The following is a 26541-nucleotide window of genomic DNA, read 5'->3' on the forward strand; positions in this document are numbered from 1 at the left end:
ACGGTATCAGGCAACATCGCCTTCGGCATGGAGATCCGCGGCGTGCCCAAGGACGAACGGGAAAAGGCGATCAAACAAGTCTCCGACATGCTGCAGATCGGCCATCTGCTCGACCGCAAGCCGAGCCAGCTGTCCGGCGGCCAGCGTCAGCGTGTCGCCATGGGGAGAGCCTTGGTGCGCAATCCGCAGGTCTTCCTGTTCGACGAGCCGCTCTCCAATCTCGATGCCAAGCTGCGCGTCGACATGCGCACCGAGATCAAGCGGCTGCATCAGCGCATGGGCACCACCTTCGTCTATGTCACCCATGACCAGATCGAGGCGATGACGCTGGCGACCAAGATCGCCGTGCTGAAGGACGGGGTGCTGCAGCAGTTCGGCACGCCGGCCGAGATCTATAACAGCCCATCCAATATCTTCGTCGCCGACTTCATGGGATCGCCGGCGATGAACCTCTTGACCGCCACCGTCGAAAACGGCGCCGGCGGGCTCGAAGTCTCGCTGGAACGGCCGAATGCCGCCCCGCTGAGGCTCCCCGTCATATCGGGCAACAATGGCCTGACCACCTATACCGGCAGGCAGGTGATCTTCGGCATCCGTCCCGAAGCACTGACCGATCCCGATGGCGCCGACCGCAAGGCGCGGATGCTCAGCGAGGGCGATTGCCTGATCGAAGTCGTCGAACCGGCCGGCTCCGACACCTTCGCCGTCACCAAGCTCGGCGGCAAATCCGTCGTCGCCCGCCTGCGCGCCGATACCGGCATCGCTCCCGGACAAAACACCCGCCTCGCATTCAATCTCGACAAGGCCGTCTTCTTCGATCCAGAGAGCCAGGCGCGGATCGGGTGACGGCCGTTAGGCGGCCGTCACGATTGTTGTCACCGGAGGGAAACGCGAGGAGACCGCTTCGACGGTGATCTCGCCAGTGAACCCCGTCGCTTCCAGCCAGAAGCCGGCTGTGCCACCCTGCAAGGGTACATTGGTCGGGCCGACGACTTTCGCCGGGCCATGCACCTTCAGCGAAATGCTGTCATTCATGAACGGCAGCCGCTGGCCGCACTGATCGAGGGCGCGGATGATGACGCGCGTGCTGTCGCGTTCGCGGGCTTTCAGCGTCTGGCTGTCGGCAACGATTTCCAGCGTCGTCGGCAAGGGATCGGCCGCCAGCGTCAGGCTTGCCACCGGCTGGCCGTCGATATAGCCGGTCAAGGTGCCGTCGATCCATTCGAGACCCCAGGTGCCGAGTTCGTCGGCGGTGAAGTGCCGATGATCGAGCACGACGGGCGGATGCGGCAAATGCGGATAATTCTCGCGGTCCGGACCGATGCGCTTCGAAAGCGCGCCATATTGCAGCTCCACCTCGTCGCAGTTGGTCAGGATGATCAGCGGCAGCACGCCGCCGATATTGCGTTCGCCGCGCGCCCAGAAGGTTGCCGGCTTCATGACGATTTCGTCGGAAGGGTCACACTGGCTGATGTAGGCATAGGCTGCGAATTTCGGCTCGCGGAACATGTCCATGACACCGTGATAGCAGATGCGATCGCCCGAGCCGAAATCCTTATGGGTGTTGTAATCGAACATGCACCAGCCGATGGCGCCCGAGATATCGGGGTCGCCATAGGCGGCGTTCAGCACATCCAAGTGCCGGCGCACATGCTCGGCCTGGCGCTGTTCCTGGTCGTAGATCTTGGTCGGGTGCATGTGGCCGTTGAACTCGGTGATGAGGTACGGCACTTTGGCGGAAAGCCCGGTGTTTTCCTGCTGGGCGCGAAGGACGGTGCGCGGGCGGTTGGCGCCCGGCAGTTCTTCATTGCCGAGGATGAAGTCGTTCATCGTGTAGACGTCTTCGAGCAGTTCGCTCTCGGTGATATAACGCACGCCGCCGGTCTGGCGGGTGCTGTCGAGTTCACGGGCCAGCCGGTTGGTCTCGACGTAGAAATCGTGGCTGTCCTGGGACTCGTTGATGCGCACGCCCCAGATGATGATCGAGGGATGGTTCCAGTCGCGCTCAATCATGCGGCGGACGTTTTCGATCGATTCCTTCTGCCAGTCGGCATCGCCGATATGCTGCCAGCCGGGAATCTCCTCGAAAACCAGCAGACCGATCGCGTCGCAGCGGTCGAGGAACCATTTCGACTGCGGATAGTGCGAGGTGCGGACGATATTGCACTTCAGCACCGTCTTCATGATGTCGGCGTCGCGCTCCTGGGCGGAGCGGCCGGCGGCATAACCGACATAGGGGAAGGCCTGGTGACGATTGAGGCCGCGCAGCTTCAGCGGCTTGCCGTTCAAGAGGAAACCTTCCGGCGTGAATTCGGCGGTGCGGAAGCCGAAGCGGGTGGAGAGACGGTCCGAGCCGTGCTCGGTCCTGAGTTCGACGGTAACCTCGTAGAGCGTGGGATCGGTGATGTCCCAGAGGGCAATGCCGGTCAGGCTGCCGAAGGAGAGCGTCGTGCGGCTGCCGATCGTTTCGGTGGCGGCGGTGGCCACCACCGTGCCGTCTGCCTGCTTCAGCGTGGCGGTGACGGTCGCCGAGAAGCTACGACTCTCGGGATTGGCGATGTCGACGCGCACGCTCGCCGATTTTTCCGGACGAAGAATGTCTGAGGTTTCGATCTTGAGGTTGCGGATCGAGACCGGGTCGGTGACCTTCAGCCAGACGTCGCGGTAGATGCCGGCATAGGTGAGATAATCGATGCGGCCGCCGAAGGGCGGAATGGCGGGGTTTTCGCTGCCGTCGATCTTGACGGTCACGAGGTTCTCGCCCTTGACGAGCCTGCCGGTGAGGCGGGCCTCGAAAGGGGTGTAGCCGTCCTTATGGGCGCTGATTTCTTCGCCGTTCAGGTAGACGACGCTGTCGGCCATGGCGGCGTCGAACACCAGCGAGACCTCGCGGCCCTCGAATTCCGGCAGCCAGCGCAGTACCTTCTGATAGGTGAAGGCGCGCTGATAGCTGGTCTCGTCGAAATAGTTGAAGGGCAGTTCGACGGCGGTATGCGGCAGGCTGACCGACTTGGCGGCATCGAAGCTTTCGAGCAGACGCTCGCCGAAGCCCTCGTGGAAACTCCAGCCTTCGTTGAAGGAAACGACGGAACGCATCTCAGGCTCTCCTGTTCATGGCATCAGGAGCGGTGCGGCGGCGCTCGGCGCGTGAAGATCGGGTCATCGGGTATTCCTCCTTGATGCAATAAAGATGCGAGCCGCGCAAAGCGTCCCATCGAATTGATTCATGCGACGCGCTTTAGCTTTTTTCATGCATGTCGTCATCCGGCACCACTTCACACTTTTTCGAGCGACATGTGTTGGAGCAATGCGGTCTGGCCGATGACGACTATGTCGTCAGCTGTGCCTGTCGAGCACCGAGCGCCGCCTCCCAAATCTTAGGGATATTGCGCGCCGGTCGTCTTGATATAAATCGAATAGACCGAACGCGTCGCGGTGATGAAGAGCCGGTTTTTCTTGGGGCCGCCGAAGGTGAGGTTGGACACCGTCTGCGGCACCCTGATCTTGCCGAGCAAAGTTCCCTCAGGCGAAAAGCAGTGCACGCCGTCGGAGGCACTCGTCCAGAGATTGCCGGCGACATCGAAACGGAAACCATCGGGATGGCCGACATCGAGGCTGCAGAAATAGCGGCTGTTGGCAAGCGCCCTGCCGTTGATGACGTCGAAGACGCGGATATGGCGCGGCACGTCGTGTTTTGCGGAGCCGGAATCAGCAATATAAAGCTTCGTCTCATCGGGCGAGAAGGCAAGGCCGTTCGGCTGGATGAAATCTTCGACGACGGCCTCGATCGCGCCGCTTGCCGGATCGATCCGATAGACGTTGCGGCTGGGCTGCTCGGGCTCGGCCTTGTGGCCCTCGTAATCCGACAGGATGCCGTAGGTCGGATCGGTGAACCAGACTCCGCCGTCGGAGTGCACAACGACGTCGTTTGGCGAGTTCAGCCGCTTGCCCCTATAGCTGTCGGCGAGAACGGTGATCGTGCCGTCCGTCTCGGTGCGGGTGACGCGGCGGCCGCCATGTTCGCAGGAGACCAGCCGACCCTGGCGGTCACGGGTGTTGCCGTTGACGTAGTTGGAGGGTGAGCGGAAGACGGAGACCGTCCCATCGGGCGTCCAGCGCATCATGCGTTCATTCGGGATATCGCTCCAGAGAAGGCAGTTCAGATCGGAAAACCAGACCGGCCCTTCCGTCCAGCGGCAGCCGGAATGAAGCTCCTCGAGGGCGGCGCTGCCGATGATCATTGCACCGAAGCGTTCGTCGCGGATCTCATAAATCGGATTGTCGCCCATGCCAGTTTCCTCCCTGAATGCTGCCGTTCTTTTCCTAGCGGCAAAAACCTGGAGGTGCCAGAGCCCGGCGAAGGAATTGCCGGGCTCCGCCTTTCAGAGGGCTGCGACAGGGTGCGGTGAGCCGTCGTAGGCGCCCCAGATCGACTGATCGAAGCAGATGACCGAGCCGGTCATCAGGCCGGATTCGGAAGAGGACAGGTAGGCGCAGGCGCGCGCCACCTCGTGCGGATCGACGAGGCGGCTGAAGGGCTGGCTTGCCGCCGCCTTCTCCAGCCAGTCGGCGGGTGCCTCGTGATATTCGCGCTGGATCCGGTCCTCGCCTTCGGAGGCCATCCAGCCGATGTTGAGGCCATTGACGCGGATGCGGTTGCGCAACAGCGCATAAGCGGTGTTCTTTGTCAGCGTTTCCAGCGCGCCCTTGGAGGCGCAATAGGCGGCGATGAAGGGCTGACCGGCTTTGGCCGACATCGAACCGATATTGACGATGGTGCCCTCGATCTTTTCGCGGCGCATGATCTTCACCGCCTCCTGCATCAGGAAAAACGGCGCGCGCACATTGACGGCGAACATGGCGTCGAAGAGCTCCGGGCTGGTATCGAGAATGGTGCCGCGATCGGTGATGGCGGCGGCATTGACCAGCGCGTCGACGCGGCCGAAGGCCTCGTCGCAGGCGCGCACGACATTCTGCGCCTCCTCGACCTTGCCGAGGTCGGCCTTCACATAAACGACCCTGGCGCCGGTCACGTCCGAAATCTCCGCGGCCTTCGCCTTACCCTTGGCTTCGTTGCGGCCGCAGATGACGATGCCCTTTGCGCCGCGCTCGGCGAAGAGACGGGCGATGGTGGCGCCCAATCCTTGCGTGCCGCCGGTGACGATGGCGATCTTGCCGTCGAGGCGGCCGTGGTCTGTGCTCATGTGGTTCCTCCTTGGTGATGTGCGAATGGCCTCCCGCGGGTGCGGGAGGCTTGTGTCAGTGCGGATACGAGAAGACTTACGCTTCCAATCAGCTCAGCTTCTTCTGCGCCTGCTCCGCAAGTGCTGCCGTAAAGGCCTCGTCGCTCCAGCCTTCCTTCAGCGCCTCGTGCATCAGTTGCGCCTGGGTCTTCGGCGCCAGTCCGCCGAGCGGCGGGTCGCGGTCGAGATTGGTCGGGAAGGAGTAGCCCTCGGCGCAGGCGGCGACGGCGTTGGCGATTTCGGCTGGTGAGAGCCTGCCCCGCAACGTCTTTAGTGCGGGAAACAGTCTGGCGCTCATCCTCTCGCGATTGACGGTTTCCATTGCCCGGCCGAAGGCGGAGGAGACCTGCAGGAGGTTGGCGACACGCTTGATGTCGGCCGAGCGGTTGGTGCCGGCGGCATGGAAGAGCGCGGGATTGAAGAAGACGACGTCGCCTTTTTCGAGCGGCAGCTGGACATGGTTCTTCTCGAAATAATCGCGGAACTCCTGCCGCTTGAGCGCGAGATAGCCCGGCACATAGGTCTGGCTGTGCGGCAGGAAGAGCGTCGGACCGCTTTCGAGCGGCATGTCGCAATGGGCGACCGCACCCTGCAGCGTCAGCACCGGCGAGAGCCGATGCACATGCGCCGGGAACCGCTCAATCACCTCAGACGATTGAAAGCCGAGATGATAGTCGCGATGGGCCGACTGCGCCGCGCCGCCCGGATTGACGCGATTGACCTGCGCCGTCATCTGGTAGCTCGGGCCGAGCCAGGCTTCGCTTGCCAGCGCGATTATGGCGTTGCCGTAATACTCGGCGAAATTCGCAGGATCGGCGAGGCAATGTTTCTCCAGCGAGTTCCAGATGCGGTCGTTGGCGCCAGGCTTGGCGAAATGATCGCCGCCGCCGGTCGCGGTGCGGCGCTGCTCCTCGATGATTGCATCGAAGATGGCGCTGGCGCGATCGATGATGCCGGGATCTTCGTAAGCGTGCTTGAAGACGACGACACCGGGACCTTCGCCGAAGGCTTCGCAGATTTCAGCCAGCACGGCGCGCCGGCCTTCCGGCGTTGCGGCCGCCGCCATGACCTTACGGCTGTCATAGATCAACACGTTTTTTTCGACCGCAGATGCCGAGGGGTAATCGGCAAGCACAGTCGTTTTTTCCGCAAGGCTGCGGAAATCGTCGAGATCGCAGGCGTCTTCGCTCAGCCAGACGCGGTCGGCGCGCAGTTTCTGCGGGTTGTCGGTTTTCATGGCGGGCTCCTCCCTCTTTCCGATGGAGGCACTATACGCCGCGATGCCAGGTGATATAGATCAGGAATCCATCAAAAAACCATCAGATCGAGCCGATGGCACATCTCTTTCTCGTCAAGGACATCGCCTTCCAGGCGGGCCTCAGCACCGCGACCGTCGACCGGGTGCTGAACGGCAGGCCGGGCGTGCGCCGGCAGACCGAAATGCGGGTGAGGGCAGCGATCGCCGAGCTGGAGAAGCAGCAGGCCGGGGCGATGGGCAGCGGGCGGGTGCTGACGATCGATATCGTCATGGAGACGCCGCAGCGATTCAGCGACGCGGTGCGCGCCGCCTTCGAAGCGGAGATGGCGACCTTTCTGCCCGGCGTCTTCCGCTGCCGGTTCCATTTCGCCGAGGTGATGAAGCCGGCCGAACTGGTGCAGCTTCTCGATCGCATCCGGCTGCGCGGCACGCACGGCATCGTGCTCAAAGCGCCTGACGTTGCCGAGGTGGCGGCGGCCGTTGCCCGGGCGGATGCGGCCGGCATTCCCGTGGTGACGCTGGTGACCGACCTGCCGAATTCGGCGCGCATCGCCTATGCCGGCGCCGACAACCGGGCGGCGGGAGAGACCGCCGCCTATCTGATCGGCGAATTCCTTGGGGACCATGGCGGCAAGGTGCTGGTGACGTTGTCGAGCGGCCGGTTCCGCGGCGAGGAGGAGCGCGAAATCGGCTTTCGCCGCAGCATTCGCACTCATTATCCCAACATCGGCGTTACCGAAATCAGCGAGGGGCACGGCACCGATGCCGCGACGGGAACGCTTGCGGCGGCAGCGCTTGCCGCCGATCCGGCCATCAACGCCGTCTATTCGATCGGCGGCGGCAACCGGGCGGTGCTTTCGGCCTTCGATGCGGCAGAGCGCCCTGTCCGCGTCTTCGTCGCCCATGATCTCGATGCGGATAATCGCGCCTTGCTCGCCGCGCGCCGGATCGGCTTCGTGCTGCATCACGATCTCAGAACCGATGCGCGTTCAGCCTTCAGGGCGATCATGAGCCGGGTACAAGTTCCGGGACGGGCGGTGGCGGCCTCGCTTTCCTCCGTCGAAATCGTCACGCCCTACAATATGCCGGCGGGCGATTGAGTTTCCTTCAATGCCGAATTCGCGCTACAGCTGAGACACGAGTGAAGGTGAGCGCCATGGATTACAGCGACGTCAGCACGATTGCAGCCTGGGTGACCGAGCAGGGACTGAAAGGTGTTTCCGAAGCCGAGCTCATGACCGGTTTCTGCGCGGCCTGCCGCAATGCCGGCCTGCCGCTCGACCGCGGCATGGCTCTGATGGATACGCTGCACCCCGTGCATGAAGGCCGCGCCTTCCGCTGGGACAGCATGGAGGAGATCGAAACCGAATTCGAGTATGGTCCGACGAGCTCGGGCGAAGCGGCGTCAAGCTGGCAGCGCTCGGCCTTCTACTATCTTTGGTCGGGCAACGAGCGGGAGGTGCGCCGACGCCTGGCCTTCGGCGATCCGATTGATTTCACCATGCTGGACAAGATCGCGGAAGCCGGCCACACGGATTTCGTGGCGATGATGCATCGTTTCAGCGAGGTCGGCACGATCGGTGAAATGGATTGCTTCTTCTCGCATTTCGCGACCAAACATCCCGAGGGCTTTTCCGATCACGACCTTGCCATCCTGCGCAAGCTGGTGCCAGTGCTGGGGCTGGCGATCAAATGCACCGCGCTTGGGCGTATCGCCCGCACCATCGCCGAGGTCTATCTCGGCGAGGACGCGGCGCGGCAGGTGATGGAAGGCAAGATCAGCCGCGGCAAATCGGAGCGGATTTCCGCGGCACTCTGGTTTTCCGATCTGCTGAACTATACCAAGATCTCCGACAGCGTGCCGCCGGAGGAGATCATCCCGCTGCTCAACGACTACAGCGAGGCTGTGATCACGGCGATCCACGCGTCCGGCGGCAACGTGTTGAAGCTGATCGGCGACGGCGTGCTGGCGATCTTCAAGAGTGAGGTTCCGGCGGAGGCTTGTTCCGCGGCGCTACGCGCCGAAGCCCTTCTGCGGGAAAAGCTCGGCACGTTGAACGGTGAACGCCGGGCCGCCGGCCAGGCCGCGACCGACGTCTATATCGGCCTGCATATCGGCGACGTCTTCTACGGCAACATCGGCAGCCAGGACCGGCTGGACTTCACCGTCATCGGCCCTGCCGTCAACGAGGTCAGCCGCATCGCCTCGATCTGCCGCTCGGTCGATCTCAACGTCTTGATGTCCTCCGATTTCGCCTCGGCGATCCCGGGGGAGGAGCGCGCGACACTCGCCTGCATCGGGCGTTACGCATTGCGCGGCGTGCAGCGCGCCCAGCAGCTCTACACGCTGGAAAGCGCCCGGCTGAACGGCTGACCGTAACAGAATCTGGGAAGGGCTATCGCAGCAGGCCCTGACCGCCGTCGATCCAGATCGGCGTGCCGGTGATGTGCCGGGCGCGGTCGGAGGCAAGGAACAGTATGGTTTCGGCGACATCCTCGCTCTTGCCTGCCCTGCCGCCGGCGATCGGAATATCGCCTTCCGGCCAGATGACCGGAACCTCCGTCTCCTCGCGGTGGCGGCTGTTGGTATTCTCGCCGATATTGGTGTCGATCTCGCCGGGGCAGACGGCATTGACGCGGATGCCATGACGGCCGAGTTCGAGGGCGAGCTGCTGGACCATGGCGACCTGGCCGGCTTTGGTTGCCGTGTAGGCGGTGGCGCCTGGTGTGGTGAAGGTACGGGTGCCGTTGATGGACGAGACGACAACGATCGAACCGCCACGATGTTTCAGATACGGAACCGTCAGATGCAGGGTCAGATAGGTGCCGCGCAGATTGACGGCGATGGTCTTGTCCCATTCATCCGGCTTGAGATCATCGATCGGCGCCCAGACGCCGTTGATCCCGGCATTGGCGACGACGATGTCGAGGCCGTCGAAACTGTTGATCAGCTGCGTCACGGCGGCTCGCATTTGAGCTTCGTCGCCGGTATCGGCCACCAGCGCGAGCGACTGGCCGCCTGCCGCCTTGATCTCGGCGCAGGTCTTTTCAACCTCTTTGGCGGTGCGGCTCAGCGCCGCTACCCCTGCTCCCTCGGCGGCGAGCCGCAATGCAGCCGCTTTGCCGATGCCGGAACCAGCGCCTGTGACTAATGCGATCTTTCCCTTCAGCTCCATGAGCGGCTCTCCTTGCCGTTTTGCCGGTAGGCCAATGTTCGGCACAGCTGTTGGTTCCGATAGGAGAGCGGCTCGTTCGATCTATCTGAGGAGGCTGTGCCTCAACGCCCATTTCTCCGGCCCGTGAACAGCGGCAAAGAGCAGACCGGCGAGGAAGGTGAAGTGATCGACGAAGAAGCCGAACTCGGCCTGATTCTGCTGCCAATGGGATGGGCCGTGGAAGGCGAAAGCCAGGAAGATCACATAAATGCCGGCGAGCAGGCTGGCTTCGGTGAAGAACGCCCCTGATATGAAAGCGAGCGCCAGCGCGATCTCGAAGAAGGCGGCGACCCAGGTAAGGAATGTCGCCATCGGAAAGCCGGCGGCGGTGATATAGCCCGCCGTCGCACCGATATCGGCGAACTTGAAGCCGGCCGCCATGAAAAAGATGAAGCTGAAGATGATGCGGGCGACGATGATTGCGATTGCTCTGGTCATTTTGAAATCTCCTCTTTGAGTTTCCACTATGACGGAGGAGACCCTCGATATCCTACACGGGGAATGAAAAAGGGCCGCTTGCGCGACCCTCCACTTTCACCATTCGGCGAAGCTGCCATCGGCATGCCGCCAGATTGGGTTGCGCCAGCGGTGACCTTCCTTCGCGCGCTCGATGACATAGGCTTCGTCGACCTCGATGCCGAGGCCCGGGCCTTGCGGGATCGAGACGAAACCATCGGCATAATGGAACACCTCCTTGTTGGAGATGTAATCGAGGATGTCGTTGCCCTTGTTGTAATGGATGCCGAGGCTCTGTTCCTGGATGAAGGCGTTGTAGCTGACGGCATCGACCTGCAGGCAGGCGGCGAGCGCGATCGGGCCGAGCGGGCAATGCGGCGCCAGCGCCACGTCATAGGCTTCGGCCATCGCCGCGATCTTGCGGCATTCGGTGATGCCGCCGGCGTGGGAGAGATCCGGCTGGATGATGTCGACATAGCCGTCGGACAGAACCTGCTTGAAGTCCCAGCGCGAAAACAGCCGTTCGCCGAGCGCGATCGGTGTCGAGGTATGGTTGACGATATCGCGCAACGCTTCCTTGTTTTCCGAAAGCACCGGTTCCTCGATGAACATCAGCTTGTAGGGGTCGAGCTCCTTGGCGAGAACCTTGGCCATCGGTTTGTGCACACGGCCGTGGAAATCGACGCCGATGCCGATATGCGGGCCGATCGCCTCGCGGATGGCGGCGATGGTCTCGACCGCCTTCTCCACCTTCTCGTTGGTGTCGACGATCTGCATCTCCTCGCAGCCATTGAGCTTAATCGCCTTGAAGCCGCGGGCAACCACCTCCCTGGCATTGTTGGCGACATCCGAGGGACGGTCGCCGCCAATCCAGGAGTAGACCTTGATACGATCACGGAGCTGGCCGCCGAGCAGCGAATGAATCGGCTGGCCGAGGGCCTTGCCCTTGATGTCCCACAGCGCCTGGTCGATGCCCGAGATGGCGCTCATGTGGACGGCGCCGCCGCGATAGAAGCCGCCGCGATACATCACGGTCCAGTGGTCCTCGATCAGGAAGGGATCCTTGCCGATCAGATAGTCTTCCAGCTCATGGACGGCGGCTTGAACGGTGAGCGCCCGGCCTTCGACGACCGGTTCGCCCCAGCCGACGATGCCCTCGTCGGTCTCGACCTTCAGAAACAGCCAGCGCGGCGGAACGATATAGGTGGTGAGTTTGGTGATCTTCATCGCTGTCTTTCAGTCTCTTCCCGGGTTTGCGATCGGCGGCATGTCCGCAGGTTTCTGGTGATCCATCATTTCGTTCTGCCGATCGCCTTTTCGGCGGCGGCAAGGTCGCGCACCGCAAGGTCGAGCATGCGATTGGCGCATTCACGGGCGGCAGTCTTGTCGCGCATGCGCAGGGCTTCGACCAGCTCTCCGTGAACGAGCACCGCATCCTCACGATTCTCGACGGCGATGTTGGAGGCGTGCAGCGCATATTTCAGCGCCGCCTGAATGGCGCTCAACAGGCGGCGGAAGACCTGGTTGTGGCTGGCGGTGAGCAGTACCGTATGGAACATGACATCAGCCTCGGTGAAGCTCTCCGGGTCGCCTGCACTGTCGCGCATCTGCCGCCAGGCCTTGTCGAGATCGGCGATCTCCTGGGCGCTGGCCCGCTCGGCGGCATATTCGGCGGCGGCCGGCTCGATGGTGCGGCGGGCTTCGAGAATGCAGCCGAGCAGGTCGAAATCCTTGATGTAAGGGCCGATCCATTCGAGGACGTCGGCGTCGAGGATATTCCAGTCGTCTCTATCGCAGACGGTGGTTCCGACCCGCGGTTTGCCGCGGACGAGACCTTTGGATTCCAGCACTTTCAGCGATTCGCGAATGACGGTGCGGCTGACGCCGTAGAGTTCGCAAAGGTCGTTCTCGCGCGGCAGCGGCGAGCCCGAGGGATAGCGGTCCGCGCAGATATCCTGAGCGATCGCCGCCGTGACGTTGCGGCGGACACGCGGACGGCGCTTTTCGGCCTGGTCCTGTCGCTCGATTGTTTCCAAGTCACCTCTCCGCTCTATCTGTGGCGCCAGGCAATCGAACCTCATTATCCGAATTCGACCCGCTTTGCGACGCTTGCTCCCGGCGCCTCGTCAATAATCCTATTATTCCAATCATCATACATTGGCAATTGACTGGTATGATGATTTATCATAATTCATGGGACACTGCCTGGGAGGCAGCCGCTCGTTTTCAGAGTTCAGGGAGAGAGATATGCGCTTGTTCAAAGCAGCCATCCTGGCTGGCACTTTCGCCATCCTGGCAGCCGGTTCGGCATTTTCCGCAGACGTCAAGATTGGGTTCATCGTCAAGCAGCCCGAGGAGCCCTGGTTCCAGGACGAATGGAAATTCGCCGACCAGGCCGCCAAGGAAAAAGGCTTCACCGTCGTCAAGATCGGCGCCGAAGACGGCGAGAAGGTCCAGTCGGCGATCGACAATCTCGGCGCCCAGGGTGCGCAGGGCTTCATCATCTGCACGCCCGACGTCAAACTCGGCCCCGGCATCGTCGCGAAGGCGCAAGCCAACCAGCTGAAGCTGATGACGGTCGACGACCGCCTCGTCAGCGCCGACGGCAAGCCGTTGGAAGACGTGCCGCATATGGGTATTTCTGCCACCAAGATCGGCGAGACCGTCGGCCAGGCCATCGTCGACGAAATCAAGAAGCGCGGCTGGGACATGAAGAATGTCGGCGCGGTGCGGGTCTCCTACGACCAGCTGCCCACCGCCGTCGACCGCGTCGAAGGGGCGATCTCGGTGCTGAAGTCCGCCGGCTTCCCGGCCGAAAACATCTATGACGCGCCGCAGGCAAAGACCGACACGGAAGCGGCGCTCAACGCGGCAACCACCGTTCTCAACAAACATGCCGACGTCAAATACTGGGTCGCCTTCGGCCTCAACGACGAAGCCGTTCTCGGCGCCGTCCGTGCCTCCGAATCGGTCGGCATTCCGGCGGCCAACGTCATTGGCGTCGGCATCGGCGGCGCGGAGTCTGCGATCAACGAATTCAAGAAGCCGGCGGCGACGGGCTTCTTCGGCACCGTCATCATCTCTCCGAAGCGTCACGGCTATGAGACGGCGCTCAATATGTATGACTGGATCGCCAACGACAAGGAGCCGGCAAAACTGACGTTGACCTCCGGCTCGCTGGCGCTGCGCGGCGATTACGACAAGGTCCGCAAGGATCTTGGCATCGAGTGATCGTCCTTTGAGGATGACATATGCCCGGCGGTCGCTCAGCGCCGCCGGGTCTTTCTCGACGGAGCGATGATGGCTTTCCTCGAATTCAACAACATTTCCAAGGGTTATCCCGGCGTGCAGGCGCTGGCGAATGTTTCCTTCCCTGTCGAGAAGGGCGCCGTCCACGGCCTGATGGGCGAAAACGGCGCGGGTAAATCGACGCTGATCCGCATACTGTCAGGCGATCAGGCCGCCGATGGCGGCAACATCCTCATCGCCGGCGAGGAGCAGAAATACGGATCCGTCCGTGACGCCTTCCATGCCGGCGTCATCGTCATCCATCAGGAACTGCAGCTCGTTCCGGAGTTGACGGTCGCCGAAAATCTCTGGCTTGGGCGCTTTCCGGCCAGGGGCGGCGTCATCCGTTCGAAGGCGCTGATCGAGACGGTGCGGTCGAAGCTCGAGGAGATCGGTATCGATGTCGATCCGTCGGCCAAGGTCGCCTCGCTTTCGATCGGGGCGCGGCAGATGGTCGAGATCGCCAAGGCCGTCATGCTCGATGCGCGGGTGATTGCGCTCGACGAGCCGACTTCCTCGCTGTCCTCCCGCGAAAGCGAAATCCTGTTTTCCCTCATCGACAGGTTGAAGGCGAAGGGAACGGTCATTCTCTACGTCTCGCATCGTCTCGACGAGATCTTCAGGCTTTGCGACAGCCTGACGGTGTTGCGCGACGGCAAGCTCGCCGCGCACCATCCTCAAATTGGCGAAACGACGCGCGAACAGATCATCTCGGAAATGGTCGGACGCGAGATCAGCAATGTCTGGGGATGGCGCGAACGTCCGCTCGGCGACGTCCGGCTGGAGGTCAAGGGCCTGTCGGGGCCGAGGCTGCGCCACCCGATCAGTTTTTCCGTCCGCCAGGGCGAGATTCTCGGTTTCTTCGGCCTGATCGGCGCCGGCCGCAGCGAGATGGCGCGGCTGCTTTACGGCGCCGATGCCAGGCATCAGGGCCAGGTCACGATCGACGGCGTCGCCGTCTCGCCGAACAATCCGAAAGCGGCGATCAATGCCGGCATGGTGCTTTGCCCCGAGGACCGCAAATTCGACGGCATCGTCCAGGGACGGTCGATCGAGGAGAATATTGCGATCTCGTCGCGTCGGCATTTTTCGCCCTTCGGCATTCTGAGCCCGAGGCAAGAGGCGGCGCTGGCGGACCAGTTCATCGCCAAGCTTCGGGTGCGAACGCCGTCGCGCAAACAGGACATCATCAATCTCTCCGGCGGCAACCAGCAAAAGGTCATTCTCGGCCGCTGGCTTTCGGAACAGGGCATCAAGGTTCTGGTCATCGACGAGCCGACACGCGGCATCGATGTCGGGGCGAAATCGGAAATTTACGAAATCCTTTACGAGCTTGCTGCCGACGGTATGGCGATCGTGGTGATTTCAAGCGAGCTGCCCGAAGTCATGGGCATCTCAGATCGCATCATGGTGATGTGCCAGGGCAGGGTGGCAGCCAATGTCGCCCGCCGGGATTTCGACGAGCGCAGCATCCTGACGGCAGCGCTCCCCGACAAGAATGCCGCAGGCACCATTTAAGACTGGGAACACGAACGATGCATTCGTTGAAAAAAATTCTTCTCGGCGAACAGGGGCTGGTGGTGATCTTCGCTGCCGCCTTCGTGATCATCTCGCTCTTCGTTCCGAACTTCCTGACCGAGCGAAACATGCTGGGGCTGCTGCAGTCGGTCGTCACGATCGGCATCGTCGCGTGCACCATGATGTTCTGCCTGGCATCGCGCGATTTCGACCTTTCGGTCGGATCAATCGTCGCCTTTTCCGGCATGATCGCCGTGATGGTCTCGAATGCGACGGGTTCCATTCCGCTCGGGCTGCTCGCCGCCCTGCTGTGCGGCGCCATCGTCGGTTTCGTCAATGGTATCGTCATTGCGCGCTTTCGCATCAATGCGCTGATCACCACGCTTGCGACCATGCAGATCGTGCGCGGGCTGGCGCTGATCGCTTCGGATGGCCGCGCCGTCGGCATCAACGATCCCGCCTTCTACCAGCTTGCCTTGTCGCGTTTCCTCACTGTGCCGACGCCGATCTGGATCATGCTGATGCTTTTCATCCTCTTCGGTTTCGTGCTCAACCGCACCGTCTTCGGCAAGAACACGCTGGCGATCGGCGGCAATCCGGAGGCTTCGCGGCTTGCGGGCGTCAACGTCGTCAACATGCGCATCTGGATCTTTGCGCTGCAGGGTTTCGTCTGCGGCATTGCCGGCATCCTGCTTGCCTCGCGCATCACCTCCGGTCAGCCGAATGCGGCGACGGGGCTCGAGCTTTCGGTGATTTCGGCCTGCGTTCTCGGCGGTGTTTCGCTGGCCGGCGGCCGAGCTGTCATGAGCGGCGTCATCGTCGGCGTGCTGATCATGGGCATTGCCGAAAACGTTATGAATCTCCTGAATATCCAGGCATTCTATCAGTATGTGGTCCGCGGGCTGATCCTGCTGATCGCAGTGTTGCTCGACAATTTGAGGTCTTCGGCTGCGGGACGGCGCGGATGAACCAGGGACAAGCCTGCGATGACATCGAACTGAGGCGCGGCCATCTCGCCGTCCGGGTCAGCCGTCGGGGTGCGGCCCTCACCGCCGCAACATATCGGGGCGTGCCCTTTCTCGTTGCGGCCGGCGGCCTTGAAGGAACGATGGCGAATTTCGCGATGGTGCCGTTCGGCAACCGCGTGGAAGGCAATATCATGTCCTTTGCCGGACGCGACTATGCCTTCCACCCGAATACTTCCGATCCGCTCTATCGGCACGGCGACGGCTGGCTCAGCCTCTGGCAGCTTGAAGACGCCAGCCCGGAGCACGCGCAGTTCTCCTTTTCCCGTGGCACCGACAAGGTTTCACCCTATGCCTATCTGACCCGGCAGGAAATCCGTCTCGCCGGCGATGCGCTGGTGCTGACGCTGTCGGTGGAAAACCGCGGCGAAGCGGCTCTTCCCTTCGGGCTCGGTCAGCATCCCTTCTTTGTGCGGACGCCGGAGACGCGGCTGACGATTGCGGCCGACCGCTACTGGAACGAGCGGCCGGACCATCTTCCCGATATGCCCGGCCATTTGCCCGATGATTTCGATTTCAGCTCCGGCAGGCTGTTGCCGCAGAAATGGATGAACAATGCCTTCGAGGGCTGGAATGGGCGGGCGGTTATCGGCTGGCCGGAGCTTGGTATTCAGGCGGCGCTGAAAGCCGATGGGGCACTCGACCGCTTCATGCTCTATATGCCGACCAACCGGAGCGACTTCTTCTGCCTCGAGCCGATGAGCCACCTGCCGAACGGCCACCACCTGCCTGATTTCGGCGGGCTCAGACCGCTTGCGCCGGGGGAGGCCCTTGCCGGCACGGTGACGATCCAGATGTCGGCGCTGCCGATTCAGCCGGAGGCGAGATAGATGGGCAGCCGCCTGCAGGGCAAGAATATCCTGATCACCGGTGCCGCGCAGGGTATCGGTCTTGCGATCGCAAAGGCTTTCATGCGGGAGGATGCCGCCGTCTTTCTCGTCGATCGTGACGCCGCGCTGCTGGCGAAGGTGGCGAAAGAGCTTGAGAGCAGCGGCGGCCGGCTCGGTTATCTGCCGGCCGACATTACCGATGCCGGCACCATCACGACGTTGGTGGCCCAGGCGAATGAAGAGATCGGACAGCTGAACGCGCTGGTCAACAATGCCGGGGTGAATGTTTTCGCCGAACCGCTCGAGACGACGGACGAGGAATGGAACCGCTGCTTCGACATCAATCTGAAGGGCGCATGGAACTGCTGCAAGGCGGTGCTGCCGGGCCTGATCGAACAAGGCGGCGGCGTCATCCTCAACATCGCTTCGACGCATGCCTTCACCATCGTCCCGCACACATTTCCCTATCCGCTGGCAAAACACGCGCTGCTCGGGATGACGAAATCGCTGGGTCTCGAATATGCAGCCCGCAATATCCGGGTGAACGCGCTGGCGCCGGGTTATGTCTCGACGCAGAAGGTGATCGATTATTGGAACAGCTTCCCCGATCCGGAGGCGGCAAAGGCCGAGACGATGAGGCTGCATCCCGGCGGGCGCATCGCGACGCCGGAGGAGATCGCCATGGCGGCCGTGTTCATGATTTCAGACGAGTGCCCGTTCATGAATGCCACCTGCCTGACGATCGACGGTGGCCTCAGCGTGCTGCAGCATCCAGTCTGAGGCGCTTTGGCCGCTGATTTTTACAAGCCTGTCGTCTTCTGAAGATAGAGCATTATATTGCTCATCGGGGGGCAATCTGATCTCCCGCAGGCCTGGAGCGGCGCCCTGCCGCTTCCTGAAGACCCAATCGAAAACAGGAGGACGGCATGCAGATCAATCGTACGGCTTCGGCCCATTGGACCGGTGGCCTCAAGGACGGCAAAGGCCTGATCTCGACGCAGAGCGGCGCCCTGAAGGATTATCCCTATGGCTTTGCCAGCCGCTTCGAAGGCATTCCCGGCACCAACCCGGAAGAGCTGATCGGTGCCGCCCATGCCGGCTGCTTCACCATGGCACTGTCGTTGATCCTCGGCGAAGCCGGCTTTACCGCCGAGCACATGGAAACCTCCGCCAAGGTGACGCTCGAAAGCGTCGAGGGCGGTTTTGCCATCACCGCCATCCATCTTTCGCTCTCCGGCCGTATTCCCGGCGCCGATGAGGCGACCTTCACCGAGCTCGCTAACAAGGCGAAGGCCGGCTGCCCGGTTTCCAAGGCGCTCGCCTCCGTCCCGATCACGCTCGACGTCAAGCTCGGCTGATTTCCGGCTGCCGCCGACGCGGTGCCGCGAGCGTTTCGCGTCGCGGCACTTCAATTGCGTTCGATGTTCCCCACATCCAGCAAACAGACGCTCATCGGCCGCGCCGGTGCGCGACCCTTGTCATTGCATGTTGACAAATGACGCCTGATATTTTACGACTGACGAAATTCAAAATTCGTCAGTCGTAATTCGAGGCATCTGAAGTCATGGACGAGATCGCGGAAAACACGCTCGACGTCACCCGGCAGGAGAATGTCACACGCATTCTCGATGCGGCCGAGCGGCTGTTTCGGCACTATGGTTACAGCAAGACGACGGTGGCGGATATCGCCCGCGATCTCGGTATGTCGCCGGCCAATATTTATCGTTTCTTCGCATCGAAGGTGGAAATCCACCAGGCGCTTTGCGGACGCATGCTCGCCACCGCTTATCAAATCGCCTACGACATCCGCCATCAGCCGATCAGCGCCAGCGAACGGCTGCGCCGCTATGTCGAGACCCAGCATCAATTGACGCTGGATCTGATGCTCGATGAGATGAAGGTGCATGAGATGATCATCGTCGCGATCGAGCGCGACTGGCACGTCATCGAAAAACATATCGACCGCGTCCATGATCTCATTGCCGAAATCATCGCCGAAGGCATTGCCGCCGGCGAGTTCGCCGAGCAGGACCCGGTCGTTGCCTCGCGCTGCTTCGGCGCGGCGACGATCAATCTCTGCCATCCGCAAATGGTGGCGCAATGCCTTGCCAAAACCAACCGCGCAAGCGTCGACGAACTGATCGACTACGTCATCAGGGCGCTGAAGAAATAATGGACGGCAGCCGCCGTCGGACCCCCCCGAAACGATCCAGGAGTGCGGAAGATGTTTTCGCTCAAGACCCTCAGCCACCGCATGCCGTTCGCAGCCAGCCTCGTGCTCGTCAGCGTCATCGGCATCGGCGTTTCCGCCTGTTCGGAAGAGAAGGCTGAGGTCAAGCAAGTCATCCGGCCGGTGAAGGTCGTCGAGATCGCCAAGGCCGGTGATACGCGCAAGCTCGATTATTCCGGCTCGGTCAAGGCGCGCACGGAGATGAACCTCGGCTTTCGTGTCGCGGGCAAGATCACCGAACGTCTCGTCGATATCGGCGACAAGGTGAAGCCGGGCGATGTGCTCGCTCTGATGGACTCCACCGATTACCAACTCGCGGTCAAGACGGCGGAAGCCAATCTCGCAGCCGCTGAAAAAGGCGTCGAAACCGCCGATCTCGTCAACAAGCGCAATCAGCAGCTCTTCGACAAGAACGTTTCGCCGAAATCCCAGCTCGAGCAGGCGTCGCTCAGCTACGATCAGGCCGTTTCAAGCCGCGATGCCGCCGCCTCGGCGCTCGATCAGGCGAAGAACCAGGTGAGTTATGCGGAGCTGAAGGCCGATTACAACGGGATTGTCACGACGATCAATGCCGATGTCGGCCAGGTCGTTGCGTCGGGCACCCCAGTCGTCACCGTTGCCGTCGACGGTGAAAAGGAAGTGCAGATCGCCGTTCCGGAAAACGACATTGCCGAATTCAAGCCGGGCAAGACAGTCAAGGCCAGCTTCTGGGCCGATGACCGGCTGGTGCTTGACGGCAAGGTGCGTGAGGTTTCCGGCAGCGCCGACCAGCAGTCGCGTACCTTTGCGGTTCGGGTGAGCCTGCCAAACGATCCGCAGGTGCTGCTCGGCATGACGGCGACGATCGAGGCCGATGTCAGCAACGGCAACAGCTATGTCTCGATCCCGCTCAGCGCACTCGCCGAGAAAGACGGCAAGCAGATGGTCTGGACCGTCGACCGCGACACGGCGACCGTGCATGGCCGCGATATCAAGGTCGCCGATTTCACCGGCGACGGCGTGCATGTAACCGAAGGCCTCGATACCGGCGATCTCGTCGTTTCCGCCGGCACGCAGTTCATGAGCGAAAACCTGAAGGTGAAGGTGCCGGATCAGCAGTCGGCCCTGGCCGCCACGGACCAAACGGTTCGTTGATCGCGCCACAGATAGGGAACAAGACCATGGACGCCACCACCACCGAGAAGCGCCCCTTCAATCTGTCGCGCTGGGCGATCGGCCATCCGAGCATCGCCCGCTTCCTCTTCGGGCTGATCATCATCACCGGTGTGCTCGGCCTGATGCGCATGGGCCAGCGCGAGGACCCCGAATTCACCTTCCGCGTCATGGTCGTTCAGGCGATCTGGCCAGGTGCTTCCATCCAGGAAATGGAGGATCAGGTCGTCAACAAGATCGAGCGCAAGCTGCAGGAAACGCCGCATATCGACTGGGTCAAGTCCTATACGCGGGCAGGCAGCGCGATCATCACCCTGCAGGTCAAGGGCGATACGAATTCGAAGGATGTGGCGGATGCCTTCTACCAGGTGCGCAAGAAGGTCGGCGACATCTCCAACGAGCTGCCGCAGGGCCTGCTCGGCCCCTATTTCAACGACGAGTTCGGCGACACGTTCATCACGCTGCATTCGATCAGCGGCGACGGCTATTCCTATCCGGAGCTGAAGAAATTCGCGATCCAGGCGCGCGACATGCTGCTGACGACGCCAGGCGTCGAGAAGGCCATGATCATCGGTGACCAGCCTGAGAAGATCTATATCGACGTCTCGTCCAAGGCGCTCGCCGAGCGCGGCCTGACGATCCTCGATCTGCAGAACGCCATCAAGGGCCAGAACAATGTCGATGCGGCGGGCTCCGTCGATACCGGCCTGCGCTCGGTGCGCATCTCCGTCGAAGGCGACGTGAAGAAGGCGGTCGATATCCGCGAGCTGCGCCTGCGCGCCGGCGGCCAGGTGACGCGGCTCGGCGATATCGCCACCGTCAGTTCCGGGCTCGAAGATCCCTATCAGCGCAAGTACCGCTTCAACGGTTACGACAGCGTCCAGGTCGGCGTCGTCATGGCCAAGGGCTTCAACGTCACCGATGTCGGCAAGGGTGTGGAGGCGACCTATCAGCGCTTCGAGGAGGCGCTGCCTTACGGCGTCGCCGTCGATCAGATCGCCAACCAGCCCGACGTGGTGACGGATGCGGTCAGCGAATTCATGCATGCGCTCGGCGAAGCCCTCGTCATCGTCCTTGTCGTTTCGTTCCTGTCGATCGGCTGGCGCTCGGGCCTTGTCATCGCCATCGCCATTCCACTGGTGCTCGCCGCCACCTTCGCACTGATGTACGAACTCGGCATCGACTTGCAGCGCATCTCGCTCGGGGCACTGATCATCGCGCTCGGCCTGCTCGTCGACGATGCGATGATCGTCGTCGAGATGATGGAGCGAAAGCTGGAGGAGGGGCTGGTCAAGATCGAGGCGGCAAGTTTCGCCTATTCCTCGACCGCCTTCCCGATGCTGACGGGTACGCTGATCACCACGGCCGGCTTTATTCCGGTCGGCTTTGCCGCATCGACAGCCGGCGAATATGTGCGCTCGCTGTTCTACGTCGTCGGCATCGCGCTGGTGACCTCGTGGTTCGTCGCCGTCTATTTCACGCCGTGGCTCGGCTATATGATCCTCAAGCAGCGCCACCACGCCGGCGAGCATCACGATGCCTTCGACACCGGTTTTTATCGCCGGCTGCGCGGCACGGTCGGCTGGGCGGTGCGCCACCGGGTCATCGTGCTGCTTCTGACGCTCGGCACCTTCGTCACCAGCCTCTGGGCCTTCCAGTTCATTCCGCAGAATTTCTTCCCGCAATCCTCGCGGCCGGAAATCCTCGTCGATCTCTGGCTGCCCGAGGGCACCAGCATCAAGGAGGTCGAGGTCCAGGCAAAGGCGCTCGAAGCCAAGATGATGGACGATCCCGACAAGAAGTTCATCGCCACCTATATCGGCGAAGGCGCGCCGCGTTTCTTCCTGCCGCTCGACCAGCAACTGCGCAATCCGAACTTCGCCCAGCTGCTCGTCATGGCCAAGGACGAACCGGCGCGCGAGCGGCTGATCGTCAAGCTGCGGACAATCCTTGCGGAAGATTTCCCCGACATTCGCGGCAAGGTCGACCGCCTCTTCCTCGGCCCGCCCACAGGCTGGCCGGTGCAGATGCGCGTCATGGGACCGGACCGCGGGGAAGTCAGGGCGATTGCCGATCAGGTGAAGGCGCGCTTCCAGGCCAATCCGATGCTTGGCGCCATCCATGACGACTGGCTGGAGCCGGTGCCGGCGATGAAGCTGGTGATCGATCAGGACCGCGCCCGGGCGCTCGGCGTCACCTCGCAGCGCGTGCGGCAGATGCTGCAGACCGCCATGTCGGGTGCGGCACTCGACGATTTCCGCGACGGCGAGGAGACGGTCTCGATCATCGCCCGCGAGCCGGATGCCAGCCGTTCGCTGCTGTCGGCGGTCAATTCCGTCTATGTGCCCACGGATTTCGGCGGCTTCGTGCCGGTCTCGCAGGTCGCCAAGGTCGTGCCTGTTATGGAGCAGGGCATCGAATGGCGGCGCAACCGCCTGCCGACGATCACCATACGTGCGACGCTGCCTGATGGTGTGCAGCCGAACGACGTCGTCATGAAGATGTATGCCGACATGAAGGATATGCGCGACAGCCTGCCGGCCGGCTACAAGGTCGAGATCCAGGGCGGCGCCGAGGATGCGGCGGAAAGCCAGATGTCGATCGCCGCCAAGGCGCCGATCATGCTCGCCGTCATCATTGTGCTGCTGATGATACAGCTGCAGCACTTCGGCAAGGCGATGCTGGTGCTTGCCACCGGGCCGCTCGGGATCATCGGTGCGGCCGCCGCATTGCTGATCAGCGGCGCGCCCTTCGGCTTCGTGGCGATCCTCGGCGTCATCGCGCTGCTCGGTATCATCATGCGCAACTCGATCATTCTGGTCGACCAGATCGACCAGGATATCAAGGCCGGCATGCACCGGCAGGAGGCGATCGTCGGCGCGGCCGTGCGGCGTTTCCGGCCGATCATGCTGACGGCGCTGACCGCCGTGCTGGCGCTGATCCCGATCTCGCGCGGGGTCTTCTGGGGTCCGCTCGCCTACGCGATGATGGGCGGCATCCTGGTTGCAACCGTGCTGACCATTCTGGTTCTGCCCGCCGGCTACGCCCTTTTCTTCGGCCGGGAGCCGAAGGCGAAGGACGAGCCAGGCAGGGATGCCGACGCCATCCAGGAAGAGGCGGATGACAGACATCCGCCGGCGTTGGCAGCAGAGTGAGGGCGGCGCGGCGAAAGCCGCGCCGTTTTCCTTTGCGGGCTCGCAGGTCCCCATCAAACGCGCCGCTGCTGAACCGGCGGGGCCTGGCAGGCAGCCTCTCAACGGGCTGTCACTACCGCCGCCCGAACCTGCGCGCCGTTTCCATTGCCACCTCAAAAAAGCTAAGCTGGGAAAGCAAGCCGGGAGGCCAGTCGCGATCCCGGCCACTCATCGAACGGGCGGGGCACGACCATGGCCGATTACCATCTGGAAGCAAGCTGGCGCCCGATCGAGGGCAGCTTTGGGCGCTTGACCTTCACGCTGTTCAATCTTTCGACCGAGCCGCTGTCCGGCTTCTCGCTCGCCTACACGTCGGAGACGCGCGTTGCCGACAAACATGTCTGCGATGGCGGCAGCCTCAAGCGGAGGCTCGCGCATTTCCACGAATTCCTGCCGCCCGACGGCCTGAGCGTGTCGCCGGCCGGCCGCTGGCGGTTCACCATCGAGGGGCTGAGCAGAGAGCCGAAACATGCGACATCGGGCATCAAATCGGCCTATCTGACACTTGGCGACGGGCGCCATGTTCCTGTCGGTTTCGGCGCTCTCATGCTCGAAGGCCGGGATGGCGGCGTGGCGCCGCCGCTTCTGCCGCCGGGCCGGGTCGAGGAGCCCTATGCGCTGCTGCCCTGGCCGCTGGCGCTCGGGCTGAAGGCGGGAGATCTGCCTGATGTGCTTTATCCCGTGGAAAGGAGCCGGCCCGATGCGGGCAAGGCGCTCTCCCTGGTTCTGGCGCTTTACCAGCGGCTCTATCCTGCCGAAAACGCGCCGTTTTCGCTGGCTGCACTCAAGGGCGGGCGAGCCATTCGTTTCGTCACCGAATCGTCGATTGCCGCCTTCGCTTACGAACTGCGTTTCTCCTCGCATGAAATCGTGCTTTCGAGTGCGGATGCGGCCGGGCGGCAATATGGGCTGATCAGCCTGGCGCAACTGCTGCACGGTGCCCGGGCCGATCGGGAGAGTTTCAAGTTCCCGAATTTCGGCGCGATCGCCGACCAGCCGCGTTACGATTGGCGCGGCTGCCATCTCGATGTGTCCAGGCAGTTCTATCCGGTGGCCGACGTCGAGCGGCTGATCGACATCCTCGCCTGGAACAAGCTCAGCATCTTCCATTGGCATCTGACCGACGACGAAGCCTGGCGGCTGGAGATCAAGGCCTATCCCGCCCTGACGGAGATCGGCGCCCGGCGCGGGCCGGATGAAGTGCTCGTGCCGCAGCTCGGCGACGGGGCGGAACCGCGCTCCGGCCATTACACGCAGGACGATGTCAGCCGGATCGTTGCGCATGCCGCCTCGCTGCATATCGAGGTGGTGCCGGAAATCGATATTCCCGGCCACAGCAGCGCGACGCTGCTTTCGCTGCCTGCGCTCGTCGACGGGCAGGAGGCGCCCGACAGCTACCGCGCGGTGCAGGGTTATCCCAACAACGCCCTCAATCCGGCGGTCGACTTCACCTATGAATTCCTCGGCAAGGTGTTCGACGAGATGGTGACGCTGTTTCCCAGCGAATATCTTCATATCGGCGGCGACGAAGTGGCGCGGGGCTCCTGGCTTTCCTCGCCGCTCTGCAAGGCGCTGATGGAGCGGGAGAAACTTTCCGGCACCGCCGAGCTGCAATCCTATTTCCTGAAACGGATCAAAGCCATGCTGTCGGAACGCGGCAGGAAGCTTGCCGGCTGGAACGAGGTTTCGCATGGCGGCGGCGTCGAGCGCGACGGCACGCTGCTGATGGCTTGGGAAAAGCCCGCCGTGGGCATCGAGCTGGCTGAGGAAGGCTATGAGGTGGTGATGACGCCGGGCCAGGCCTATTATCTCGACATGGCGCAGGCCGAAGCCTGGGCCGAGCCCGGCGCGGCATGGGCGGGCTTCAGCCCGCCGGAACACACCTATGCTTACGAGGCCGAGGGCGAGTTGCCGGAGGCGCTGCGGCAGAAGATGCGCGGCATCCAGGCCTGCATCTGGACCGAGAACTTCCTGTCACGCGCCTATTTCAACCGGCTGGTTTTTCCGCGCCTTTCGGCTGTTGCCGAGGCTGCCTGGACGCCTTCGGCGCGCAAGGACTGGGATCGCTTCGCGGCGATCGTGCGGATGTGGCCTGTTCTTTAGAGAAGCCCGTGGTTTAGGCCGCCTCGGCCTTCAGTCCCAGCAGTGCGGCGCCGATCAGGCCGGGTTCGATGCGGCATTCGCTTGATACCACCAGCGGGCGGTCGAATTTGCGCAGGATGCGGGCGCGCACGGCGTGGTCGAGCTCGGTAAGCAGCGGCTCGACATTGGAAAGCCCGCCGCCGACCGGCACGATGGTCGCGCCTGTGATGTTGATGGTCAGCGCCAGGGGTGAGGCGACGAGATCGACATAGACGTCGATCGTGCGTGTCGCCTTCTCCTCGCCATGTTGCCATTGAGCGATGATCTCCTCGCTGGAAAGGTCGACATCGTGCAGCGTCCGGTGCAGCCGCTCCAGGCCGCGGGCGCCGCCGACGGTGTCGACGCAGCCCTTCTGGCCGCAGCCGCAGGCATAGGCCGGTATGGCCACAGGCGGATTGCCGGCTGCAGATGCGATGATCGGCCCGTGACCCCATTCGCCGGCAAAACCGCCGGCCTCGTTGACGAGGCGTCCGTCGGCAACCAGGCCGCCGCCGACGCCGGTGCCGAGGATGGCGCCGAAGACGATGCGGTGGCCGCGGCCGGCGCCGAGACCGGCTTCGGCCATGGCAAAACAGTCGGCATCGTTGGCGACCAGTACGGCCAAGCCGAGTTCGGCTTCGAGATCGGCTGCGAGCGTACGTTCGTGGATGCAGGGAATGTTGGCGCAGATCAGCCGCTGCGTATCGGGATCGACGACGCCGGCGATGGAAAGCGCGATGCGGCTCGGCTCTTCGCCGGTCTCGGCGATGATGGCGCGCAGGGTCTCGACGAAAGCGGCGAAATCATCCTTGGGCGTCGGGCGGCGGCCGAGGGGAACGATATCTGTCTCGGAGCGGGCGATGCCGCCCTTGATGGCGGAGCCACCGATATCGAATGAAATGATCATTGCCACTCCGCCGTTTCTTTGGTCTCCCGCGTCTGCTTGCATTGTTGGCGGGGAATTTCAAGTGCTCATTCGGCAGCGGCGTCGTCTGTGGTCGTGCCGCGCGG

The 26541-nt window shown here is 62.6% G+C and carries 22 protein-coding genes; 13 read left to right on the top strand and 9 right to left on the bottom strand.

The genetic code is table 11. The annotated features are described in order from the left end of the window. On the top strand, positions 1–846 hold an 846-nt coding region (locus tag CO667_RS09315), incomplete at its 5' end, for an ATP-binding cassette domain-containing protein (protein ID WP_097618114.1). 6 nt (positions 847–852) lie between these two features. Here the strand turns inward: CO667_RS09315 and CO667_RS09320 are convergent. The 4 genes from CO667_RS09320 to CO667_RS09335 form a co-directional block, all read right to left on the bottom strand. Continuing rightward, positions 853–3096: a glycoside hydrolase family 2 TIM barrel-domain containing protein gene (locus tag CO667_RS09320; RefSeq protein WP_097618115.1), complete on the bottom strand. Its 2244-nt coding sequence runs from the start codon at positions 3094–3096 to the stop codon at positions 853–855. Positions 3097–3377: 281 nt separating this feature from the next. After that, positions 3378–4289 (bottom strand): SMP-30/gluconolactonase/LRE family protein, encoded by a 912-nt coding sequence (locus CO667_RS09325; protein WP_097618116.1) that lies wholly within the window; start codon positions 4287–4289, stop codon positions 3378–3380. A 93-nt stretch (positions 4290–4382) separates the two neighbouring features. After that, the gene (locus CO667_RS09330) at positions 4383–5204 is read right to left on the bottom strand and encodes an SDR family oxidoreductase (RefSeq protein WP_097618117.1); all 822 of its coding nucleotides are present in this window, start codon (positions 5202–5204) and stop codon (positions 4383–4385) included. An 88-nt stretch (positions 5205–5292) separates the two neighbouring features. Beyond that, positions 5293–6480: a phytanoyl-CoA dioxygenase family protein gene (locus CO667_RS09335; RefSeq protein ID WP_097618118.1), complete on the bottom strand. Its 1188-nt coding sequence runs from the start codon at positions 6478–6480 to the stop codon at positions 5293–5295. A 95-nt stretch (positions 6481–6575) separates the two neighbouring features. Here CO667_RS09335 and CO667_RS09340 point away from each other — a divergent pair, with 95 nt between their 5' ends. Both CO667_RS09340 and CO667_RS09345 read left to right on the top strand, forming a co-directional pair. Continuing rightward, positions 6576–7601, top strand: coding sequence for a LacI family DNA-binding transcriptional regulator (locus CO667_RS09340; protein ID WP_097618119.1), 1026 nt, complete (start codon positions 6576–6578; stop codon positions 7599–7601). 56 nt (positions 7602–7657) lie between these two features. Further along, positions 7658–8875 carry an adenylate/guanylate cyclase domain-containing protein gene (locus tag CO667_RS09345; protein WP_097618120.1) on the top strand — a complete coding sequence of 406 codons (1218 nt, stop codon included), beginning with the start codon at positions 7658–7660 and terminating at the stop codon, positions 8873–8875. A 22-nt stretch (positions 8876–8897) separates the two neighbouring features. Here CO667_RS09345 and CO667_RS09350 read toward each other — a convergent pair whose 3' ends face one another. From CO667_RS09350 to CO667_RS09365, 4 genes are all read right to left on the bottom strand, one after another. Further along, positions 8898–9677 carry an SDR family NAD(P)-dependent oxidoreductase gene (locus CO667_RS09350; RefSeq protein ID WP_097618121.1) on the bottom strand — a complete coding sequence of 260 codons (780 nt, stop codon included), beginning with the start codon at positions 9675–9677 and terminating at the stop codon, positions 8898–8900. A gap of 81 nt (positions 9678–9758) precedes the next feature. Continuing rightward, entirely contained in the window at positions 9759–10154 is a 396-nt protein-coding gene (locus tag CO667_RS09355; RefSeq protein ID WP_097618122.1) for a DoxX family protein, read from the bottom strand. Positions 10155–10250: 96 nt separating this feature from the next. Further along, the gene (dgoD, locus tag CO667_RS09360) at positions 10251–11399 is read right to left on the bottom strand and encodes a galactonate dehydratase (RefSeq protein ID WP_047616194.1); all 1149 of its coding nucleotides are present in this window, start codon (positions 11397–11399) and stop codon (positions 10251–10253) included. 65 nt (positions 11400–11464) lie between these two features. After that, positions 11465–12208 (bottom strand): FadR/GntR family transcriptional regulator, encoded by a 744-nt coding sequence (locus CO667_RS09365; RefSeq protein ID WP_097618123.1) that lies wholly within the window; start codon positions 12206–12208, stop codon positions 11465–11467. A 211-nt stretch (positions 12209–12419) separates the two neighbouring features. On the opposite strand from CO667_RS09365, the gene CO667_RS09370 reads away from it, so the two are divergent. The 10 genes from CO667_RS09370 to CO667_RS09415 all read left to right on the top strand — a co-directional run bounded on the left by CO667_RS09370 (position 12420) and on the right by CO667_RS09415 (position 25512). Further along, a complete protein-coding gene (locus CO667_RS09370; protein WP_097618124.1) occupies positions 12420–13403 on the top strand; it encodes an arabinose ABC transporter substrate-binding protein in 984 nt (327 codons plus the stop codon). A gap of 69 nt (positions 13404–13472) precedes the next feature. Next, the gene (gene araG, locus CO667_RS09375; RefSeq protein WP_097618125.1) at positions 13473–14978 is read left to right on the top strand and encodes an L-arabinose ABC transporter ATP-binding protein AraG; all 1506 of its coding nucleotides are present in this window, start codon (positions 13473–13475) and stop codon (positions 14976–14978) included. A gap of 17 nt (positions 14979–14995) precedes the next feature. Beyond that, positions 14996–15946 (top strand): L-arabinose ABC transporter permease AraH, encoded by a 951-nt coding sequence (araH, locus tag CO667_RS09380; RefSeq protein WP_097618126.1) that lies wholly within the window; start codon positions 14996–14998, stop codon positions 15944–15946. Beyond that, the gene (locus tag CO667_RS09385) at positions 15943–16833 is read left to right on the top strand and encodes an aldose 1-epimerase (RefSeq protein WP_097618127.1); all 891 of its coding nucleotides are present in this window, start codon (positions 15943–15945) and stop codon (positions 16831–16833) included. Before araH ends, CO667_RS09385 begins: the two co-directional genes overlap by 4 nt. Then, a complete protein-coding gene (locus tag CO667_RS09390; RefSeq protein WP_097618128.1) occupies positions 16834–17613 on the top strand; it encodes an SDR family oxidoreductase in 780 nt (259 codons plus the stop codon). Between the two features lie 146 nt (positions 17614–17759). After that, positions 17760–18191 carry an OsmC family protein gene (locus tag CO667_RS09395; protein WP_097618129.1) on the top strand — a complete coding sequence of 144 codons (432 nt, stop codon included), beginning with the start codon at positions 17760–17762 and terminating at the stop codon, positions 18189–18191. A 206-nt stretch (positions 18192–18397) separates the two neighbouring features. Next, the gene (locus CO667_RS09400; RefSeq protein ID WP_018447050.1) at positions 18398–19006 is read left to right on the top strand and encodes a TetR family transcriptional regulator; all 609 of its coding nucleotides are present in this window, start codon (positions 18398–18400) and stop codon (positions 19004–19006) included. 51 nt (positions 19007–19057) lie between these two features. Further along, a complete protein-coding gene (locus CO667_RS09405; RefSeq protein WP_097618130.1) occupies positions 19058–20197 on the top strand; it encodes an efflux RND transporter periplasmic adaptor subunit in 1140 nt (379 codons plus the stop codon). A 26-nt stretch (positions 20198–20223) separates the two neighbouring features. Beyond that, positions 20224–23370: an efflux RND transporter permease subunit gene (locus CO667_RS09410; protein ID WP_097618131.1), complete on the top strand. Its 3147-nt coding sequence runs from the start codon at positions 20224–20226 to the stop codon at positions 23368–23370. Between the two features lie 231 nt (positions 23371–23601). Then, complete coding sequence (locus CO667_RS09415; protein ID WP_097618132.1) at positions 23602–25512, top strand: family 20 glycosylhydrolase; 1911 nt, start codon at positions 23602–23604, stop codon at positions 25510–25512. A gap of 13 nt (positions 25513–25525) precedes the next feature. On the opposite strand, the gene CO667_RS09420 is transcribed toward CO667_RS09415, so the two are convergent. Further along, on the bottom strand, positions 25526–26437 hold the full coding sequence (locus CO667_RS09420) for an ROK family protein (protein ID WP_097618133.1): 912 nt from the start codon (positions 26435–26437) through the stop codon (positions 25526–25528). Between the last annotated feature and the right edge of the window lie 104 nt (positions 26438–26541).

Source organism: Rhizobium sp. L43 (assembly GCF_002531725.1).
Classification (GTDB): domain Bacteria; phylum Pseudomonadota; class Alphaproteobacteria; order Rhizobiales; family Rhizobiaceae; genus Rhizobium.